Annotated in this window: 15 protein-coding genes and 2 riboswitches; of the genes, 1 reads left to right on the top strand and 14 read right to left on the bottom strand. The window is 39.8% G+C overall.

Annotated features, from left to right (window positions below; translation table 11 throughout):
* Positions 1–87 precede the first annotated feature (87 nt).
* On the top strand, positions 88–1,713 hold the full coding sequence (locus tag NST97_RS16290; RefSeq protein WP_341343474.1) for a methyl-accepting chemotaxis protein: 1,626 nt from the start codon (positions 88–90) through the stop codon (positions 1,711–1,713).
* A 267-nt stretch (positions 1,714–1,980) separates the two neighbouring features.
* Here the strand turns inward: NST97_RS16290 and NST97_RS16285 are convergent, their stop codons facing one another.
* From NST97_RS16285 to NST97_RS16220, 14 genes are all read right to left on the bottom strand, one after another.
* Positions 1,981–3,234 carry an ABC transporter permease gene (locus tag NST97_RS16285; protein ID WP_340732906.1) on the bottom strand — a complete coding sequence of 418 codons (1,254 nt, stop codon included), beginning with the start codon at positions 3,232–3,234 and terminating at the stop codon, positions 1,981–1,983.
* Complete coding sequence (locus NST97_RS16280) at positions 3,227–4,126, bottom strand: ABC transporter ATP-binding protein (RefSeq protein ID WP_327862558.1); 900 nt, start codon at positions 4,124–4,126, stop codon at positions 3,227–3,229. Before NST97_RS16280 ends, NST97_RS16285 begins: the two co-directional genes overlap by 8 nt.
* Before the next feature lie 788 nt (positions 4,127–4,914).
* Positions 4,915–5,433: a DUF7878 domain-containing protein gene (locus NST97_RS16275; protein ID WP_144598062.1), complete on the bottom strand. Its 519-nt coding sequence runs from the start codon at positions 5,431–5,433 to the stop codon at positions 4,915–4,917.
* Between the two features lie 278 nt (positions 5,434–5,711).
* Positions 5,712–6,230: a DUF7878 domain-containing protein gene (locus NST97_RS16270; protein WP_144598063.1), complete on the bottom strand. Its 519-nt coding sequence runs from the start codon at positions 6,228–6,230 to the stop codon at positions 5,712–5,714.
* A 28-nt stretch (positions 6,231–6,258) separates the two neighbouring features.
* The gene (locus NST97_RS16265; RefSeq protein ID WP_341343473.1) at positions 6,259–6,795 is read right to left on the bottom strand and encodes an SAR2788 family putative toxin; all 537 of its coding nucleotides are present in this window, start codon (positions 6,793–6,795) and stop codon (positions 6,259–6,261) included.
* Positions 6,796–7,445: 650 nt separating this feature from the next.
* Positions 7,446–9,218, bottom strand: a complete 1,773-nt coding sequence (atzF, locus tag NST97_RS16260) for an allophanate hydrolase (protein WP_130156698.1) — start codon at positions 9,216–9,218, stop codon at positions 7,446–7,448.
* Complete coding sequence (uca, locus tag NST97_RS16255) at positions 9,215–12,853, bottom strand: urea carboxylase (protein WP_339194279.1); 3,639 nt, start codon at positions 12,851–12,853, stop codon at positions 9,215–9,217. The genes atzF and uca overlap by 4 nt, the downstream gene beginning before the upstream one ends.
* Before the next feature lie 43 nt (positions 12,854–12,896).
* Positions 12,897–13,547: an urea amidolyase associated protein UAAP2 gene (locus NST97_RS16250; RefSeq protein ID WP_066246812.1), complete on the bottom strand. Its 651-nt coding sequence runs from the start codon at positions 13,545–13,547 to the stop codon at positions 12,897–12,899.
* Positions 13,548–13,647: 100 nt separating this feature from the next.
* Positions 13,648–14,361 (bottom strand): urea amidolyase associated protein UAAP1, encoded by a 714-nt coding sequence (locus NST97_RS16245; protein WP_063389264.1) that lies wholly within the window; start codon positions 14,359–14,361, stop codon positions 13,648–13,650.
* Between the two features lie 62 nt (positions 14,362–14,423).
* Positions 14,424–14,546: riboswitch (guanidine-I (ykkC/yxkD leader) on the bottom strand.
* 136 nt (positions 14,547–14,682) lie between these two features.
* On the bottom strand, positions 14,683–16,374 hold the full coding sequence (locus tag NST97_RS16240) for a methyl-accepting chemotaxis protein (RefSeq protein ID WP_066246816.1): 1,692 nt from the start codon (positions 16,372–16,374) through the stop codon (positions 14,683–14,685).
* A gap of 34 nt (positions 16,375–16,408) precedes the next feature.
* On the bottom strand, positions 16,409–17,203 hold the full coding sequence (locus NST97_RS16235; protein WP_341343472.1) for an ABC transporter ATP-binding protein: 795 nt from the start codon (positions 17,201–17,203) through the stop codon (positions 16,409–16,411).
* Entirely contained in the window at positions 17,204–18,022 is an 819-nt protein-coding gene (locus NST97_RS16230; RefSeq protein WP_063389266.1) for an ABC transporter permease, read from the bottom strand.
* Positions 18,023–18,035: 13 nt separating this feature from the next.
* Positions 18,036–19,061: an ABC transporter substrate-binding protein gene (locus tag NST97_RS16225; protein WP_341343471.1), complete on the bottom strand. Its 1,026-nt coding sequence runs from the start codon at positions 19,059–19,061 to the stop codon at positions 18,036–18,038.
* A 140-nt stretch (positions 19,062–19,201) separates the two neighbouring features.
* A riboswitch (guanidine-I (ykkC/yxkD leader) is annotated at positions 19,202–19,332 on the bottom strand.
* A 349-nt stretch (positions 19,333–19,681) separates the two neighbouring features.
* A complete protein-coding gene (locus tag NST97_RS16220) occupies positions 19,682–21,619 on the bottom strand; it encodes a beta-glucoside-specific PTS transporter subunit IIABC (RefSeq protein WP_130156690.1) in 1,938 nt (645 codons plus the stop codon).
* Between the last annotated feature and the right edge of the window lie 171 nt (positions 21,620–21,790).

The raw sequence follows: 21,790 nt of genomic DNA, 5'->3' as shown, positions 1-21,790 counted from the left end.
TTTTTTACTAGAAATTAAATTTTTAGCAAATAATTATTGAAAATTCTGTAAATGGGGTATACATTTGTAGTAAGGGGAGGGAGAAGTATGAGCCGTTTAATAAAGAAAAAAGCTGCTCAACAAGCACTCAAAAAAGTCGTGCATGTAAGCGATATCATTAAGAAACAGCTAGATCCTCAGCTTCCGCTAACCGAACAGCTCAACAAAATTCGAAAAACGTTCGATGAAAGGCTGGGCCAAGACGAATATTTTTTGGTCGTAGATGAAACAGGATATTCTCCGCTACATACCAATCGCCTTCGTGAAGGAAGAGTATTTTCGGATGAGGTCGGCAAAAAAGCCGCTACAACAAAAGAACCGCTTTTGCAGCTGTATATCCGTGATACAGGAGAAATTCTTGTTGATGCGAGCTGTCCGCTCGTTACAGACAGTACTGGAAAACGTTATAATATCCGGTTAGGAAGACTCATTCATCGCCCGTATTTGCAAATGAATTTTGCCATGCTATCGTTTTTGCCAAGCTTTCTTTGCCTCATGACAGCTTTATTTATGCAATTATCTTTTCGTCAAGCAATTATTTTATTTTTCGTAACTATTTGCGCCAGTGCAGTAAACAGCTTCTTTGTTTACCGCTCGTTCACTTCTAATCTTAGACAATGGTATAACGTCACTCGTACTGTATCATCAGGCAACCTTCATGTCGAAGTAGATATTGTCGGCAAACGCAATGAGTTTCATCAAATAGGTTATGAAATCAATAAAATTATTTTTGGAATCCGGTCGATTTTAAGCGAGTTTGCCAATGCCGTCAAAACTGTCAAGAAGGTCAGTCAAGATCAAAAAAAAGAAGCGAATCGCTTATCGGAAATTTTTGATGAAGTTGCTGCAACAATGGAAGTGTTCCGCGAAGGCTCCAAACAGCAGACCGATTCGTTTAAAAAAGTTAGCGAACTGGCAAATTCGATGATAGAAGGTGTATCAAATATGGGATCGGAAATTGAACGTGTTGTTGAATACGCTCAATCAACGATGCGTTCAGCAGATGAAGGGCAACAAATGATTGAAAAAACGGAACAGCTTATGCTAAATATTGAAAATGACACGAAAAAGGCAACTTCTCTCATCCAAATGGTATCCAAAAAAGCGGATCAAGCGATGGAAATGGCTTCTGCGATCACAGCAATTGCCAAGCAAACGAACCTTTTAGCATTAAATGCTTCCATTGAAGCAGCGAGAGCAGGTGAATCTGGAAAAGGCTTTGCGATTGTAGCTGCAGAAGTGAGCAAACTGGCAGATGATACAAATTCTTTTGCGGCTAAAATTTTATCTTCGTTGGAAGAAACGAGAAATGATTTAGCTCATGCCGTTACTGCCGTCAAAAAAAATGAAGAAAGTGTTGATCAAGCTTCCTTGTCTATATCTGGAACAAAAGAAAGCATGCAGACATTTAAGCGAATGTTTTCAGACATTCATTCTCTGTTAAAGCATAATCGAGAAAACGTCATAAACATTCGTGAAAACGGCAACAATTTAAAAGGTTTAATAGAAAATGTAAACTTAATCGCACATGATTTCACCAACACAGTCAACGAAACAACGGCAGCATTGGAGGAACATATTGAAGGGATCCATGAGCTTGCAAAGGAATCAGTTATTCTTTCCGATGCTGTCATACATCTTCAAAAAATTTTAAACCGCTTTCAATTACAATAAATGTCTTGATTGACTGGGGATTTTCTCTTTACTATTAAAAATCACATCGTCAAGAAGCGAATATTTGCAGGAATAATGAAAAAGGGAGCTCCCCCAACTTCGGTAGTTGAGAAAAAATACTGCGCAGAAATTGACTCATTTTCATCATTATCAAAGCTTCCAAAAAATTAAGCAGCCAAACTCCTAGTATACAGGAATCGGGCTGCTTGCTACGTTTATTATTATCTGCTCAAAATCAAAAGAAAACCATTTTGCGTAATGTCTTCTTTATTTATTTTTCGATAGCTGCAAAGCTTTTTTAATATCTTTAAGCGCATTGGATTTTCCGTACATCAATACGCCGCCTTTGTAAACTCTTGCCCCGAAGACAGCTAATATAGCAATGGATGCTATTAATAAACCGATTCCTAAAAGCGGCTCCCAAATTGGAAGATCCAGCATTCCAACCCGCAAAAACATCAGCATCGGGGTAAACGGCGGAATGTATGATGTGATCGTAACATAGGAAGCTTCCGGATTGCTCAAACCAAATATCGCTAGCATAAAGCCCGCCACAACCGTTAAAATCATCGGAGTGATCAACTGCTGAACATCTTCTATACGACTGACCAGCGAGCCTAGAAAGGCAGCCATCGTCGCATATAATAAATAGCCTAAAATAAAGAAAATGACTGCATATAGAATGGTCGACAACGACGTGTTTTGGAATCCAAAGAAAGAGAAAAATCCTCCATCCATCGATTCTAAATTTTGTTTAATGGAAACGTAGCCGACAATAAGCCATAAGGCAAGCTGCGTTAAACTCAATAGAGCAACACCTAAAATTTTCGCAAACATTTGTGTAATAGGAGGAACACTGGAAATTAAAATTTCCATCACTCTAGAAGATTTTTCTACTGCTACCTCCATCGCAATCATATTTGCATACATGATCACTGCAAAATATATTACAAATAAAAGTACATATACGAGACCTCTCGCTTGATTCAATTCTTCCACCGTTTTTGCGTTGGCATTCAACGCTTCCATTTCAAAAGATACTGGCGCATTCAGCTTCATCAGTTCCTCTTGCGTTAATTTCAATTGACCTGCTGTCCATACCATGCTCACTTGTTGGAGGGCATATTGCAAATCGTTTGGAACGGTTGAGTCTGCAAGAGACGCTGCTTTATATACCGCCATCGGCCGGTTTTCATCATTTAAAGATAAAACGAGATACCCTTTGATCTCATCATTTAATACATTCTTTTTCAGCTTTTCTTCGGAAGCATTAGTTTTTTGCAATTGAATGTCCGGATTAACTTCTTTCAATTGCTTTTTAAACGGTTCAAATAAAGAATTTGATTGATCAATGACTGCAAGGCGTTCTTGATTTTCACCAGAATTAAAAAAATCGATAATTTTTGATATGTTTCCCAAAACTAGAATAATAAGCAATGTAATAACCGTGGAAATGATAAATTGCTTCGATCTTAGTTTGGTAAAATAAGTGTGGAACAAAACAGTCCAAAAGTTATGCATAGGCCGCACCCACTTTCTCTATAAAAATATCATGTAATGAAGGCTCTTCTATTTGGAATTTGCGAATAAATCCTTTATCGACAATCTCCTGTAACAATTGTTGTGCGGTCTCTTCTCTTTCAATTTGCAATTGAATCCCTTCAACTGTTGTCTTGGCTTTTACGACACCTGGGAAATTCTTCAAGAAATTGAGATCAAAATCCGCATGAATCACGAGATTTTTTTTGCCAAAGGAACGTTTAATTTCTTTGAGCGACCCATGAACTACAGGGCTTCCCCTATGTAATATGCATAAATGTTCACATAATTCCTCAACGTGCTCCATCCGATGGCTGGAAAACACAATGGATGTACCGGCATTTTTCAAATCAATGACAGCCTCTTTCAATTGCTCAACATTGACCGGATCCAATCCGCTAAACGGTTCATCCAAGATGAGCAGCTTCGGTTTATGTATGACAGCAGCAATAAATTGAATTTTTTGCTGGTTTCCTTTCGACAACTCTTCGACTTTTTTTTCAGCGTACTCTGGCACTTTAAACCGTTCGAGCCAATTTGCCAGCTCCTTCAGCGCATCTTTTTTGTTCATCCCTCTTAATCTGGCTAAATAGACAATCTGATCCTTTACCTTTAATTTCGGGTACAATCCCCGCTCTTCGGGCAAATATCCGATATACGGGCTCGTGCTATAATCAATTTTTTCTCCATTCCATGTAATGGTTCCTTCAGTTGGTGCCAGCAGCCCTAAAATCATGCGAAATGTTGTCGTTTTTCCGGCACCGTTTGCCCCTAAAAAACCAAACATTTCTTTTTCCGGAATGGATAAAGACAGCTTATCCACAGCGGTGAAATCGCCAAATTTTTTCGTCACTTGCTCTAGCTTCAACGTCATGTATTTTCCTCCTCTCATCTTTTAATACGGATCAAACAAGAAAAAAGTTCAGTATCGTTTTAAATTTCTGTCTAACTCACAAGTGAAACATCGTTAGTGACAATGATGACATGAAAACTATGTTAAAAATATTTAAACCACATAATTAAAACAGGAGGATGCTTCACAAAAGTTGTTCAAACTTTTGGAAGCATCTCTCCATTTAATAAATGTTGAGATGAACAAAAAGGCAGAAACCTTTTTTTATTACTTAAAGGTTCACTGATTTGATTTTAGAATCCGAACTGAGATGGATTTTAAAGAAATACAACTGTGAAGGACAAAAATAATCTAATAAAATTTATAAACGTCCTTCATGGAGGTGATGGAATCCAAAAAAAGGAAATTGCATATACTGAATGTCCGTCATAACTTTTGAAGGACAGAATGAAAATGGCGTGCATAGAAAAAGTCCTTCATAAGATTCCCGAAGGACATGATCAAGATAGGGAAACATAGGAAAAGCAGTTGTCCAGAAAGCCAAAATCTTTTGGAAACGAAAAACATAAACATTGAATATTGAAAGGGCACCTATAAGCCGAAAAAATCGACTACTTTGACAGCCACTTTTGCCATTATGATTCGGCTTCTTTTCGGCAATAGGAACGCCATCCTCCAAAATCTGTAATATCCTCGAATCGATTGGCGATATACGCCTTCCAAAAGAAAGCCCGACACTTTGTTTCCGTTGATCAGTTCTACTGTTCCTATACTCTAAAGGATTTGTATCCCTAATTTTTTACAGAATACTAAAACCATTTCTTCTTGCCTCTCTTTTTATCGATGACAGCTAAAGCTCTAATGGGAAATTTATCAATAAACGGTTCTACTGAAATACTATAATGTGCCTCGATATCTTTTTTTAATTGATCGCGTAATTCTGTCAATTGGTTCACTATATAATCCATCTTAAATACAGGATCAAACGGTTCCTTTCTCCAAATAGATGTGAGTCGAGCCTTATCGTTATTGTCAAAAGGGATGATTGAAATCAACGGCTCATCTTCGTCAATTTCAAGAGTATAATAATGAAATTCCGGGATATCATATTTGTCACTTTCGATAATGGCGAGCCATCTCTCTAGGTATAAATAAAACTCCAACAATGCGATATCATCTCGGAAATAGGAGATTCCATCTACTTTTATGTCAAAATCTCCACTAACTCTAAGCACAATGGCAGCATTCTTTTTCAACTTTTTAGGAATATAAGATTCATCGGTTGTAAAGTGATAGACAAATTCTATTTGACTGGATATGCTGTCCATATTTCACCATCCCATCCCCTATTACTCTTTCGTACCTATGTTTTACCGAGTGGTTATCACTACAATGATAAATCAGCATTCTTTGTTTCTACCTCTGGATTTATAGAATTGAATCCTTTTCATTCGATTGCGTACTTGGCTTTTATCAGTAGTGTTGAATTAGCATAATTCGGACACTTTTTGAAAAAATAAATGGGGCTTCAAAAATAATAGGCAGCCCCAAGAAATGTTATCAACTACAAACATTGACATAGTCTTTAACAAGTAACGTTCAATGACTAAAGCCATTTCGTCTTACCCTTTTTTTTGTCTACAACTGCTAAAGCTTTTATCGGAAATTTATCAATAAACGGTTCTACTGAAATGTTATAATGTGCCTCGATATCTTTTTTTAATTGATCGCGTAATTCTGTCAATTGGTTCACTATATAATCCATCTTAAATACAGGATCAAACGGTTCCTTTCTCCAAATAGAAGTGAGTCGAGCCTTATCGTTATTGTCAAAAGGGATGATTGAAATTAACGGCTCATCTTCGTCAATTTCAAGAGTATAATAATGAAATTCCGGGATATCATATTTGCCACTTTCGATAATGGCGAGCCATCTCTCTAGGTATAAATAAAACTCCAACAATGCGATATCATCTCGGAAATAGGAGATTCCATCTACTTTTATGTCAAAATCTCCATCAACTCTAAGTACGATAGCAGAATCTTTTTTCCACTTTTTAGGAATGTAAGATTCATCGGTTGTAAAGTGATAGACAAACTCTAATTGATTGGATATGCTGTCCATATTTCACCATCCCACCCTACTACAATTTTTATTTTTTCTGACCTTTTGTACCTATTACTTTACCAAGGTCCGCTATAACTACAAATGACAAATCCGCATTCTTTTTTTCTTCCTCTGGATTTAAAGAATAAGATGCGTTCTTAGAATTTAATCCTTCTTTAACCCAATTACGTATTTGGCTTTTATCAGTAGTATTGAATTTAGAAAAATTACCTCCAGCATTTTTTAAATGCTTATTACTTACATTGAATTTGGAAACTTTACTTTTTGCTGCTTTAACGGCTGCCTTTGCAAATGTGTTAAGAACGGCTTTAGAGCTTTTTATCGACTTAACGATAAGTTTTTTTCCAAATTTTTTTATGGCATACTTGATTCCATGTTTTGCAACTACTCCGATTATAACCGCCGGCAGAACCGAAGCTTGAGCATCAATGGTATTGATCTGGTAAGATTCTCCAGTATCTTGATCAATGAGTGTTGCAATAAAATCGGTGCCGTCAATTTCTTGCAACACTACATCAAAATGTTGAGTAATGATTTCTCCATTCTCTAATGATACTAGCAACCTCTGTACCATGTCCGTATGAATCTATTTGATTATTTTTCTCGTTGAACCTTTTTGATACTTTGACACGAGCCTTTTCTTCATCAATTCCACTATCAATAATGGCAATTTTTATAGGTGTGTCTGTTAAAGAGTTAGGATCAGCATATTCCTTCTGTATGGAGCATAGAGCCCAATTCTGATTACAATCAATTTTTTGATCATAGGATAATTGATGATTGCATGAAGCTAAGAAGATGAAGAATATTATAAAAAAAATAGTTTTCTTAATTTTTATAAATTCCCACACCCCCTAGTTATTTTTACAATATATAGTAATTTTACCAAAATTGTAATTTAAATACAATATTTTAAAATTTTATGTAATAAATCTAACTAAGAGGAAATACTATTTTTTCAAGCAATTTGGAAATGAATTGATACATTGGTATTTTCAATATTCAAGTAACCAGCAGAGGTAAAAGTCGTATTTTACAGTTTAAAAAATAAACAAAACAGAAGTATGCAGCTAACTTTCTGTCTCCTAATACACTGTACGTACACGTCGATTTTATCTAAATAGTTCAGTCACTCCATCCTGTCAATCTCTTAAAATTAGAATTTTGCGCTTGAACGTGAAAAAGCCGCCAACATGTTTGACGGCTTTTGTATTATGAATTGAGTTCTTTCAGGCAATAGGAACGCCATCCTCCAAAAGCTGTAATATCCTCCGCTTGATTGGCTATATACTTTTCACAAAGAAAGCCCGGCACTTTGTTTCCGTTGATCAGTTCTACTGTTCCTATACTTAAAGGTTCTGGAATAGATGCTGTAAAAGCACCAAATGAAGCTAATGGCATTTCCCATATCTCCAATTGAATGGAGGCGCCATTGTGGTTTGTTTTGATAAGCCCAGGTTTGGCAGGATCCGTAGGCAGCTTATACAGCCGGTAATTAGGAGCAGTTGTTGCTTCACATACGAATTTGCCTCCGAATTGATGCATTTCATTTTCGAGCGGAAACCCTCTCATATGCAAACCGCAGACGGCAACAAAAGTCGTATTTTTTTGCGGTTGAAAATTTTCTGTTAGAATCTCTCCTAAAAATTGAGAAGCAAGTCCGAATATCAATCCTTCCTGTTCTGCCAGCGAAAACATCGTCATGCCAAAAGGAACATTTGCTTCCGCATCCTCTGCCGGAATGGCGATTGCCGACAGATCCAAAAGATTACAGTGATTGGTGTATTTTCCCATTTCGTTATTTGTGCGAATCGGATCGAGCCTAACTTGTTCGCGCGTCCAAGTACCGCCACAAGTAGGCAAAACTAATACTGCATCTTTTAACAATTTTTTCACTTTATGCTTGATTGATTGGATCCTGTGCATCGCTTGAAAAGCTGATGCTGCCGTATGATCAGGAGAAGCTCCGGAAGAAAGGACTTTTTCCGTAACGGAAAACACATCTTCTGTATTTGCTTTCACAAAATCACCTAAATCCGCCCATCTTTCCGCCACCCAAGGACCTTCATAAAGAAGAGACGCCGCTTCGGAAAACAAATCATAATCGATATACTCAATCGGAAGACGCAAACGTTCCAATCTTTTCATCGTTTTCATCCATGCATTCCTATATCCTTCACGAAATGGGCCAAAAAACGAAAGCGGTTGTTTCGGCAAACAAATTTTGCTCGGACTTTTCGGCGATACGTTCGGGAAATAGCGTGACCAAGGATCTGTTTCATCCTCGCCGCGCACAATTCGATCAACTTCCAATGCATCCTGCAAATTGTGCGCAAAAACTGTCACACAATCAAGGCTTGCGCAAGCCGGAACTACTCCAGCGGTCGGCCAGGCTCCCCTGCTCGGCTTAAATCCGACTAAGCGATTTAAGGCTGCCGGCACTCGTCCGGATCCAGCAGTGTCCGTTCCGAGTGCAAACGCTGCATGGCCTCGTGCAACGGCCACCGCAGATCCAGAGCTTGATCCCCCGCTGATCAGTTCTTCTTTTAAGGCATTTTTCGTTTCTCCATAAGGACTTCTTGTACCGACAAGCCCAGTGGCAAACTGATCTAAATTTGTTTTTCCTAATGGGATCGCACCTGCTGCGATTAACCGCTCAACCACTGTTGCGCTTTTTTCTGGTATATAAGCATATTGGGGGCAAGCTGCAGTTGTCGGAACCCCGGCTAAATCAATGTTGTCTTTAATAGCAAATGGAATTCCCCATAATGGCAAGCTTTTCCGATCCAGTGAAGCAAGCCTGTCTAGATAAGGCTGAATTCTTTCCATTGCCGGAGGGGTAATCCATATATTCATATCCTCATCTTGTTTAACTCGATGAATGATTTCAACGACTACTTCTTCGGGAGTCAATTCATTGTTAAGGTACATCTCTCTCAACCGCGCAATCGTCAAAGGTTGAGGAAAATGTTTGACCGATTTCATTTGAGAACCTCCTCTCGTTCTTTCTGCTTTAAAATGCTGACAATCAATTGTCCTGATTGCACCTCGTCCCCTGGTTTCACGTAAACATTTACTATTTGTCCATCGCACGGGGCCAGCTGCGGAAACTCCATTTTCATGCTTTCTTCAATCATCAGAACATCGCCTTTCTTAACTTGCTGTCCAGGAGACACAAGAACTTTCCATACACTTCCAGGCATGGAAGAACGAACAACCTCAGCACCTGGAGGGATATTTTCCTCTTGCCCTTCTTTCATTGGTTCATGCTCTGATATATATTCCGCCAATCCTAGCTGCTTCCACCGTTCTCGCTCTGCTTGAAAAGCTTCCTGCTGCCGCATGCGGAAAGTTTCGGCACTATCTTTGATCGAATCCAAGAATTTTAAATATTCGCCAAGATCAAACGTTGTTTCTGTTATTTCCACTTCAAACCTTCCTCTAAGAAAATCTTCCCGCAATTGCAGCAACTGTTCCGCATCTACTGGGTAAAACTGAATTTGATCGAAAAACCGCAATAGCCAAGGTTTTCCTTGTTCAAAACTCTTCGTTGTCCGGAATTTATTCCACATTTGAATCGTCCGGCCGACAAATTGATAGCCTCCAGGACCTTCCATTCCATATATACATAAATACGAACCGCCAATTCCTACCGCATTTTCAGGCGTCCAAGTCCGGGCAGGGTTATATTTTGTTGTGACTAAACGGTGCCGAGGATCAATTGGGATGGCTACTGGAGCGCCAAGATAGACGTCGCCTAATCCTAAAACAAGATATTTTGCATCAAATACAATTTTCTTTACATCATCAATGCTTTTTAAGCCATTTATGCGCCTGATGAATTCCAAATTACTCGGACACCACGGAGCATCGGAACGGACGTTTTTCTGGTAGCGTTCAATGGCCAATTGAGTAGCCGGATCATCCCAGGAAAGAGGCAGCCGAACAATACGTGAAGGGACTTTTATCGATTCCAGCGGCGGAAGCTCGCGATCAATTTCTAAAATTTTTTGACAAGCCTCGCGAACGGACATTTTCGATGGGTCAATGTGCACTTGCAAAGACCGAATGCCCGGCGTTAAATCAAGGAAAGGGATGTTGCCTTTTTGTTGTATCGCTTGCATTAAAGCATGTACTTGAAACCGATACAGCAGGTCTAAATCCATTGAACCGTACTCAATCAGCAAATTTTCGTCGCCGCTTGAACGAATCGTAATTGGAATGTTTCGAGATGTTTGTTCTTGAGCCAAAATTGAATCGTCGGCTGTAATTTTTGGATTAATGGCAGGAAGTTGAGAAGGTTGAAATCCGTACAAACTGCCATTTTCAATTTTTTGCATAAACATTTCTTGTTTTTTTCGAAGTTCCTCCGCTTCTTCCAATGACAACAAATGAAACTTGACGATATCGCCCGGATGCAATTGCCCAATTTTCCAAAACTCAGCTGAAGCCGTCGTAACTGGGCAGACAAATCCTCCTAAACTAGGTCCATCAGGTCCCAGTAAAATCGGCATATCGCCTGTTAGATCAAGCGATCCCACTGCATAAGCGTTATCATGAATATTTGATGGATGCAAACCTGCATCTCCGCCGTCTTCTCTTGCCCATTTCGGCGCTGGGCCCATTAACCGGACGCCTGTGCGCGAACTGTTAAAATGCACTTCCCATTCTGTTTCAGTTAATTGCTGCAAATAATCCGGCTGCAAAAATTCGCTTGTACAATGAGGGCCCGGAATGACGCCTATCGTCCATTTATTCGTCATGATCGGTCTATATTCAGCTGGAAGCCCCTTCGTTTTTTTGACAACAGCCCCCCGGTTGACCAAAAGCACATCGCCAGTGCGCAAGGCGCGTCCGCCATGGCCGCCGAATCCGCCGAGCGTAAATGTGGAGGAGCTTCCTAAAACTTCAGGCATGTCAAAACCGCCTGCTACTAATAAATAAGTCCGCATTCCCCTTTTCGCTTCACCAAATGATAATACTTGGTTCTTTTTTGCCAAAACAGGTTCATACATCGGCACGGGCTGATCGTCAAGCTTAGCCTGCATATCGGCACCTGTAATACAAAACCATATATCATCTCGAAAACGATAAGATCCCCCGCGCAATGTCATTTCAAGACCAGGGGCGCCTTCTCTGTTCCCGAGAAGTTTATTTCCAATCCGGAACGAGAGCTGGTCCATTGGACCGGAAGGCGGCACACCTACGCTCCAATATTTAATGCGTCCGGGCCAATCCTGAACAGTTGTTTGAATTCCTCCGTCCAATACTTCCAGTGCATGTTCTCTAGGTTGAAAATGGTTTAATAAACGGGTGTATACATTTCCTTTTATAAAATCCTTTTCCTTCAATAAAGCTTTCAAGTAGTGGAGATTGGTTGTAATACCGTACAATTTCGTTTCGTTTAGCGCTTGTATGAGTTTTCCGATCGCCTCTTCCCTGTTTTTTCCACGAACAATCACTTTCGCCAGCATTGGATCATAAAGAGTCGTAACCGTGATTCCGTTTCTTACCCACGTTTCCGTTCGAGCTGTTTTAGGAAATTTTGCCTCATCAATCTGTCCGGCGCTCGGCCGAAACTCATGCAAACAATCTTCCGCATAAATACGCGCTTGAATGCTATGCCCTTTCGGCTCTTTTACTAAGGAATGCAATTCATGCAGATCATCTGCTGCTTCACGTATCATCCATTCAACAAGATCGATGCCAAAGACCTCTTCTGTTACACCATGCTCCACTTGAAGTCTTGTATTCACTTCAAGAAAGTAAAAGGAGCTTGTTTCAGGATCATATAAAAACTCAACGGTGCCTGCACTCCGGTATCCAACTTCTTCCGCCAATCGGATGGCGGCTGCGAACATTCCTTTTCTGACTTCCTGGGACAAAAGAGGGGCCGGACTTTCCTCCACAACTTTTTGATTGCGGCGCTGAATAGAGCAGTCTCGTTCACCTAAAGCTACCACTTCACCAAATCGATTTCCAAAAATTTGAACTTCTATATGGCGTGCTCTAGCGATATATTTCTCCAGGAAAACGCCTTTATTTTTAAAATTTGTTTCAGCAAGACGACGTACCGCCTCAAATGCCGAGCGCAAATGCTGTTCATTTTCGCAAACGCGCATTCCGATGCCTCCGCCTCCTGCCGTGCTTTTTAAAATAATTGGATAACCAATATGTTCAGCTTGTTTTACCGCCTCATCCAAATCGGTGATGAGGTTCGTTCCCGGCAATAAAGGAACATTGGCTTTTTTTGCAATTTCTCTGGCAGAATGCTTTAATCCGAATATCTCCATCTGTTCAGGTGAAGGTCCGATAAACGTAATTCCATTTTGTTCGCACAAGCGGGCAAAATCTGCGTTTTCACTTAAAAATCCATATCCGGGATGAATGGCATCGGCTCCTGACTCAATGGCAGCTTTTATGATTAAATTTCCATTCAAATAGCTGTCTTTGACCGGGCCTTCTCCTATTAAAATAGCTTCATCTGCTTCGTCTACATGTAAACTGTCTTGATCCGCCTTTGTATATATAGCAACCGATAGAATTCCAAGCTTGCGAAGCGTCCGTTCAATCCGGACGGCTATTGCCCCGCGATTGGCAATCAGAATTTTTTTAAACATTTTGTACTCCCCCCTGACGCATCCGTATCCTAGTTGATTCTGTTTATTTATCCCAAATCAGCACTTGTATTTTTGTTGGATTGTAAGCATTGCAAGGATTGTTTAATTGCGGGCAGTTGCTGATCAGCACCAATGTCCGCCGAAGGGATAATAATTCCACATAACTTCCGGCATAAGAGATTCCATCAGCAAATTCTAAATGACCATCTTCTGTAACCGGAACATTCATGAAGAAGTTAATATTTGGAGCCAGATCCCTTTTTGTAAAACGCTCCCCATATTTCGACAACTGCAGCATAAACGTGTCGCGGCAATTGTGCATATGCAATTTATCATGTGCATATCGGACGGTATTGCTTTGTGCTGAGCAAGCACCGCCTAATGTATCGTGGCGCCCGCATGTATCCGCTACAATCTTCAGCAATTCATTTCCTGATTCAGAACGAAGCACCGAACCTGTTGTTAAGTAAATATTTTTCTGTCCTGTAATGGTGGCTGTTACACTGTAATGATCCTCCGGATTATCTGCATCGTAAAACAATGTATCTACTGCTTGGTTTCCTTCCAAGTCGACAATTCTTAGAACTTGCCCTGGATTTAGTTCATGCATCCAGCCTTCCCCGGCAGGGATGATTTTGTTATAGATTGCATTTTCTTCTTTTCGAGGACTTTCTACTTTTTTAATATTTTCCATGTTCCTTTCCTCCTCATATCGTATTTTTAAATCGGTATTTTCTATAATATTGATCTTTAAAGGCATCAGCCTGGGTACTCAAACAATTTCCTGCCCAATGCTATAAAAGCGCATAATATTCCCAAGTATTTTCAAATGCCCGGCGGTTTTCAGGACGATAATTTACACAATAATCGTTCAAATCGACAGGCTCTGCCGGAAGCATTTCCATTGCCACCGGAACGGACGGATAGTTGGTTCTTGGATCAAGCGGATTTGGTGTATTAGAAACAATCAGCAAAATATCCATTTCTGTTCTTAATGTTACTGTGTCATTTTTTTTGCAATGATCCAAACAATAGGTAAGGTTGCCTTTGTCGTCGGTTTTCACTTTTGAAAACAGATTGACGACAGGAGCCATGTCGCGCAGGCTGAGCCCGTTTCTTACAAGTTCCATGGCAAAGTTCTCTTCTCCGCTTCTGAGCCAGTCATTTCTTAATTCTTGATAGCTTGTTTTTCCATATTTCTCATCTGTTCCTTCCCTTGTGGTATAGCCTGAAACAGTGTCGTGCCAGCCAAGGCTGTCGCTAGTGATGCTGGCCAATACTCGGCCGTTATCGCTCATCAATACGTTTCCCTTTGTCAAGTGAAATGTGTGCTGGGCTTTTAATGTATCTGGCATGTTATAACGCTCTGAAAGATCATGTGCATGATACATCATAAGTGAAAGATTGGCTCCAGCCTCCAAGGCTGTAAAACGAATAAGCTTTCCTTTTCCAATTTTTCCTGACCATTTTCCTCCAGGTACGATCGTTTTGCTGAAAATTTTAGTCATCCAAAATACCTCCCTTGAGACTTTTCTTAATGATCGTTGTAAAAAAATAAAAGCCTAGGGAAATCTCCCAGGCTTTTATCCTTCCGTGTTTATAGAAAGACATCTTTTGATGCTTTCTATACGCTCTCTCTCGGACCAGACCTGCTGCAAACTTAAGCAGCAGCGGAACCCTAGACAGCTTTTTTGTTCCTATCGATCAGGAACCTTTATGAAATTTTTATTTAAGATTAATATAGAAAGGAGTGCAGCATTGTTCAATGATTTTGTTAGATAATATAACATGAAACTTACAATGAATGCTGGAAATAGATAAAAACAATGTTAAACATTAAATTCCCCGATCATGTTTCTCAGTTTTTTTGCTACATTTGAGAGATTTTCTGCCGTTGCTGTAAATTCTTCAATTGCAGCCAGTTGTTCTTCCGTTGAGGCTGCCACATTTTGTGAATGAGCTGATGACTTTTTGGCGATGTCAGCCAATTGTCCGATAGAAACAGCAACTTGATCAGCTCCTGTTGACATTTGCTGGACAGATGAGGAAACCTCTTGTATTTGACATGTTACTTTCTCAACTGATGTTAAAATTTTATGGAAAGCACGCCCAGCATCATCAACAACCCTTTTACCCTCTTTTAGATCGCTTCTTCCTTTATCGATATTCTCCACGGCAGCAGCAGCAATGGAGAGGACATGCTGTATCATTTCATTTATTTGAATCGCAGATTGTTTTGACTCTTCCGCCAAGTTTCGAACTTCCGTTGCTACAACAGCAAAACCCTTGCCTTGTTCCCCTGCACGCGCCGCCTCAATTGCAGCATTTAGAGCCAATAAATTCGTCTGCTCCGCTATATTTGCCATGACATCTGATATTTTTTTTATCTCGTCGGTAAGCTTGCCAAGTTCCTCAATCTTAATAAACGCTTCATCAACGGATTTTTGTAAAAATTCCATCTGCTTGACTGCTTTGACAATTGATTTGTTTCCTTCTTCTGCGATTTTCGATGTGGTCAAGGCCGATTCTGCTGCGAAAGAAGATGACGATGCAATTTTTTGAACTTCATTGGCAATATTATTCACCGCATGTGAGCTTTCATCCGCCATGTCCCCTTGATCACCGGCTCCGGAAGCAATGTCTTGAACTGCCATCGTGATCTGTTCTGTACTTTCCGCAAAGTTTTTAGTACCTTCAGAAAGCTCGAGTGCTGAAGCGGAAACTTCATCTGTCGTTTCCTTTATTTTTAGCATCATTTTTTGCAGGTTCTCCAGCATTCTATTAAATGCCGCCGCCAGCTTTCCAATTTCATCTTTATTCGTGATATGGATTCTAGCTGTTAAATCTCCTTTATTTCGCGCCAATTCCTCTAATTTATTTGCAATTTTCCACAATGGCCGGGTGGTTCTTTTAGAAATAAATATTGCAATTAAAATTCCTGCAAACAGTGCTGTGATAAATACCGCTGCACCCGCCATGATTTTTTTTCTTATTAATTTTTCATCTTCCGCAATTTTCTTGGTTATCCGTTCTGTCTCAATTTGTTTGAATTCTTCCAGTTTGGAACTAAAAATAGCGCGAATATCCGCATATTCACCATGAAAAATAGCAAGCGTTTTTTGGCGGTCTTCCCCGGCCAATTCCATCATCTGCGTTTCTAATTCAACTAATTTTTGATTATTTATATTTAGATCGTGGAAAATTTTTTTCGTCCTGGAATCATCCAGCATCGGAGTCACTTCTTTAATATGTTGATCAATTTGCTTTGCAAACTGATTGTACTTTTCCCTTTCGGCCGTATTATCCGGTTCGATAATCACCCCTCTGACCGCATCTGTTAACGCAAGGTCTTCAAATTGAATCTGGTGGGCAAGCTGCAATTTTTTCATATCGGTATTTGCTAAATTAAAATAGGATTTGGAAACGTCCTGCAAAGTAGAGTAAACAATAAGAAAGGCGAGCAGGACAATTAGCAAAACGGTTCCAAAGCTAAGGAGCAGTTTGTTTCGTATCTTCATCATCAACAGCCCTTCCGATCCTTCTGTAAGTTTTTTACTAATGCTTTAATAAAGAAATGATATGTTTTTTTACATTCATAAATTTCTCTACATCCGCAAGCTCCCCATCTTGAAATAATTGCAAATCCGCATCAATCTCTTCGAGAATTCTCCCCGGTCTTGCTTCCATGACATATATTCGCTGGGATAAGAATAAGGCTTCATCGATGTCGTGCGTTATAAACACAATGGTTGTTTTTTCCTTCTTCCAAATATCCAACAATAATTGCTGCATGGATTGCTTTGTTTGTGCATCAAGCGCTCCAAAAGGTTCATCCATTAATAACACTTCCGGATTATTGGCCAACGATCTTGCAATAGCCACACGTTGTTTCATGCCGCCGGACAATTCTTTGCCGTAGGAATCCGCAAATCTTTCCAGTCCTACCAGCTCTAAATATCGATCGGAAATTTCTTTACGCTCTTTTTGTTTCATTCCTTTTAGCTTGAGGCCAAACTCTATGTTTTCTCTTACTGTCAACCAAGGAAACAACGTATAAGACTGAAAGACCATACCTCGTTTCGCACTTGGTCCTTTCACTTCTTCACCGGATACTTGCACACTGCCTGATGTCGGCTCCTCTAAACCTGCCAAAATTCTCAAAATGGTCGACTTACCGCATCCCGACGGTCCAAGAATGGAAACAAATTCTTCATTTTTTACGTACAAAGAAACATTCTCCAGCGCTTGAAAGGAGCCATTATTCGTTTTATACACTTTCGACAAATTTTGAATGTTTATTTCAATCTTCTCTTGGCGAAGATTTTTTTCAGCTTTGATAGCATTCAACATTTAATTTCCTCCTTCCGCCCATGGAAATAATTTTTTATTAATGTAGGCAAAGCATCTGTCAATAATAAGTCCCAACAGCCCGATAACAATGATTCCGACAAAGATGGACTCGGTATCCATGAAACGCTGCGCTTTCATAATCGAATATCCAAGACCGTTGTTTGCCGCCACCAGCTCTGCTACAACTAAATACGTCCAAGCCCATCCCATAATCAGCCGCATAGTTGTCATTAATTTCGGAAGCATTGCAGGGATGATAACCTTTGAGATGACTTGCCAGCGGTTTGCTCCAAGAGTATAGGAGGCATAAAGTAGGTCTTTATGAATCCGGTTTGTGTCATCTGCCACCATTAAAACGAGCTGAAAAAAGCTTCCGATAAAAATCACTAAAATTTTTGCTGTTTCCCCAATTCCTGCCCAAACCATAATAAGTGGAATAAAAGCGGCTGCCGGCATATACCTGATAAACTCAGAGACGGGCAAAATAACCGATTCTGCAAGCTTAAAAGTGCCAGCCAATATTCCGAGCGGAATCCCTAACAGACATGCCAGTAAAAACCCCATAAAAACTCTGTAGACGCTAATCCCGATTTCTCCCCAATACTCCGGACTTGAAAGGGCAGCAAAGAAAGAGCCCACAACAGCTGCGGGAGTCGGAAGAAATACTTCATCCACAAGTTTTAAATTGCTCAGCAAAATCCAAATGAGCAATAACAAGATAAAAGCAGCTGATACCCCAGTAAAATACCATTTTTTCGGAATATCCTCGCGTATTTTGAATAATGTCCATTGATGCCTTTTTCCTTTTTGAAGCTCCATCCATTAATCCTCCTTACTTTGCCCGTTCAATTTCCGCTTTTATAAATGAGGTGTCAACGAAGCTGCTAAAATCAGGAATGTCTTTAATAAACCCTAACTCTTTTAAAAATTCAGCATTTTTTTCAGCTGTGTAATAAAAAGATTGATAGTTATCTCCCTCTTTAAAAGCGTTCAAGCTTTCTTCAGGAGAAAACAGCTTGAATCCTTTCATTCCTACATCCAGCTCTTCTTTTGAAATTCCCGCCTCGTCCGCTATTAGTTGAATCGATTGATCGTAATTTTGCGAAAGATAGTCAACCGCATCAAACCATGCTGCTACGATTTTTTGCACGTCCTCTTTCCTCTCTTTCGCAACATCTCCCCTTACAACGAATAAGTCGGAAATCAAGCCCGGAAAATCAGCGGATGTCACCAACTTATGTCCTTTTCCCTTATTCACTGCCATGCTTAAAAAAGGCTCCCACAAACCGGCTGCATCCAATTTTCCAGCTATAAATGAATTTCCCGCATCTTGAACAGATAAGTTTGTAAATTTCACATCGGACTCCTTTAATCCCGCTTCATGCAATGCCGTGAGCAGAAAAAAGTGTTCAATCGTACCTATTTCCGTACCAACTTTCTTCCCTTTTAAGTCTTTAACCGAGCGAATATCATTTGAAGCAACAAGCCCATCGCCGCCAAGTGAATTGTCTGTAATAAATACCGCTTTTAAATCAATTCCTTTTTCTAAAGGGGAGATCGAATCAAGCAAAGCTTGGCTGTTTCCATCAATTTCTCCCGTATTTAATGCAGAAAGGGAATCAGCATATACTGGAAACCAAACCAATTCGACATCCACTCCATGTTTTTCGAAAAAACCCTTTTTTTCTACGAGATGCCATAAATACCAGCTCGGCAAGGCGCTGAAACCAATCTTAATCGGTTCTTTCTTGCTTTTATTGCCGCCAGAAGTTTCATTTGCAGATTTACTTCCGCAAGCAGACAACAACAAGCAAAAAATGATAGAAAGAACAAGTAGTGGAAGCTTCTTTTTCTTCATGTCTTTCACCTCGGCTTTATATTTTTCATCTCTTTTTGAATTTAGGTATTTCAAAATAGTGCTTAAAGAAATTCTGTTATATCCCCCTCCCCAGATTTTTAAATTTTCAGCTTTAAAAAAATAAAAGCCAGAGAGAATAGATCTCCCAGGCTTTTATCCTTCCGTGTATATAGAAGTTGCAATCAAACGCAGCTTCTATACGCTCTCTCTCGGACCAGACTTACCGGCGGTGATACAGCCTGCCAGCAACGGAACCCTAGACAGCTTTGATTTCCCACTTATTTCGGGGAACGATATTCACTTTTCATCATTCCAAGATACGCTGGCAAATGTCAGCTTTTCACCTTCTTTTTCCGGTTGACAGAGAATGAGAGATCACTACAAACTCTTTAGGGGGATTTTTTATTTATTAAGAATTATAGTTTATATGACTATATCTGCAATAAATATGTAATATTTTCTAACATAATTTCTCGAAATATTCGCATATTACGGAAACTATTATTACATAAAAGAATTGTATTTTTTCAAAAAAACAGCATGAAAAGCTGCAAAACGTTCAAAATCTTCTTAAAAAAAGCATCTGCCCTTAATCAGCAGATGCTTTTTTCTTGTGAAAATCATTCCGAGTCATTTATAAGCGTCAATAAAGGTTCGCCAATTTTGATTTGTTTTTCTTTCGTTTCATTTATTTCTTTGTAGTGACTAGTGTTGGTTATAACAACCGGTGTCGCCAAATCAAAGCCCGCCGACTGAATTCCATTTATGTCAAATTCAATGAGCAGCTGTCCTTTCTCTACACGGGCGCCTTGAGTTGTATGAGCAGTGAAAAATTTCCCTTCCAATTGAACGGTATTCATGCCAATATGAATCAAAATTTCCGCACCTTGATCAGATGTTATGCCAATTGCATGTTTCGTAGGAAAAAGAGTCGTTACTGTGCCGGATACAGGCGCTACTAATTTTCCTTCCGAAGGCTCAATGGCTACGCCCGCGCCGAGGGCCCCGGATGAAAATGCTGCATCCTTGATGTCTGATAACGGCTTTACTTCGCCGTTAAACGGGCTGAAAATAATTTCTTTTTTACCTAATAATTCTTCTTCCGCGTCAGCCTCAGCTGTTGCTTGTTGGGATTGCCGATCTGCTTCTGCTGCCGATTTTTGACTGAATCCAAAAAGGAAAGTGAGGATAAAACCAAGGATAAAGGCAACGGTAATGGCAATTAAAGTGCCCCATAAACCAAACGTAATGCCTTCAGTCGGACTGATAAAGGATGGAATACCAAAAATTCCGAGACCTCCCAGCATATACATTTTTGAATCAAATACTCCTATGAGTCCTCCGCCAATTGCCGCAGCAATACAGCTGATAATAAACGGTTTTTTGAGCGGAAGCGTAACACCATAAATCGCCGGTTCTGTAACCCCGAAAACTCCGGAAATAAATGCAGGAACACTAAGCGTTTTCAATTTTTGCTGTTTCGTTTTCACCATTACGGCAAGTACAGCACCTATTTGTGCAAAAGAAGGAGCAAATGCCATCGCTAAAATAGGATCCGCTCCCATTGTGCTCATATTGTTGATGGCAATCGATACAAGCCCCCAATGAAGACCGAAAATAACAAATACTTGCCAGAACCCGCCAAGAAGCAGCCCTGCGATAATTGGCGATAAATCATTGATGGCAACTGTTAGTTGACCTAGAAGCTTTCCTGCCCAAGTTGCAATTGGTCCAATCAATAAAAATGTTAAAGGAACTATGATAATCAGTGTAAAAAAAGGAACTAAAAATGTTTTCACGACATCAGGAATAACTTTCTTAAACCAATTTTCCACCTTTGCACTAAAATAAGCAGCCAAAATAATCGGAATAACGGAAGATGAATACGTCATTAAAATGACCGGAATGCCAAGAAATGTAATATAAATAGGCGACTCAAACATCGTGCCTGAAAACAAAGTGTAAAGCGCTTTTCCGCTAGTAAGATTAGATAGTGCCGGATAAACCAATGACGCCCCGATCGCCATACCGATGAATGTGTTGCCGCCGAATTTTTTGCTGGCCGTATAACCAAGAAAGATCGGGAAGAAGTAAAATAACGAATCGCCAATTGCATATAAAATTTGATAAGTTCCTGATTTATCTGTTATCCAGCCTAGTGATGCGAAAAGGGCGGCAAAACCTTTAATCATTCCTGTTGCAGCTAGAACGCCGAGAGTTGGTGCAAAAATTCCCGAAATAATGTCAATAAAGCGGTTGAATAAATTTTTATCCTTTTTCCCCGCTTCCGTATCGACAGGCTTTGCAGCTTCAAACCCGCCAATAGCAACGACCGCCTTATATACATCAGGCACATGATTGCCGATGACAACTTGATATTGTCCGCCGCTTTTCATAACGGTGACGACTCCGTCCATGTTTTTTAACACTTCTGTGTTCGCTTTCCCTTCGTCCTTTAATTGAAAGCGCAATCTTGTAATACAGTGAACAACACTTATAACGTTTTCTTTACCGCCGACATTTTCGATAATGTCTTTAGCCAATTGCTCATATTTCATGATTGACCCTCCCAAAAATATATTTGATATATAAAAAACCTGAACCAATTTGAACGCGCACGAATAAACGCACTGTGTTGTTCAAATCAGTTCAGGTTATGCCCGGATGGTAACATTCCTTCCTGATTTTTGACAGCTTCCCGAAAAAATTATGCAATTGTCGAATTTACT

The organism is Aeribacillus sp. FSL K6-1305, from assembly GCF_038050115.1.
Lineage (GTDB): Bacteria > Bacillota > Bacilli > Bacillales > Aeribacillaceae > Aeribacillus > Aeribacillus composti.
This window is presented reverse-complemented; position numbering and strand designations above follow the sequence as displayed.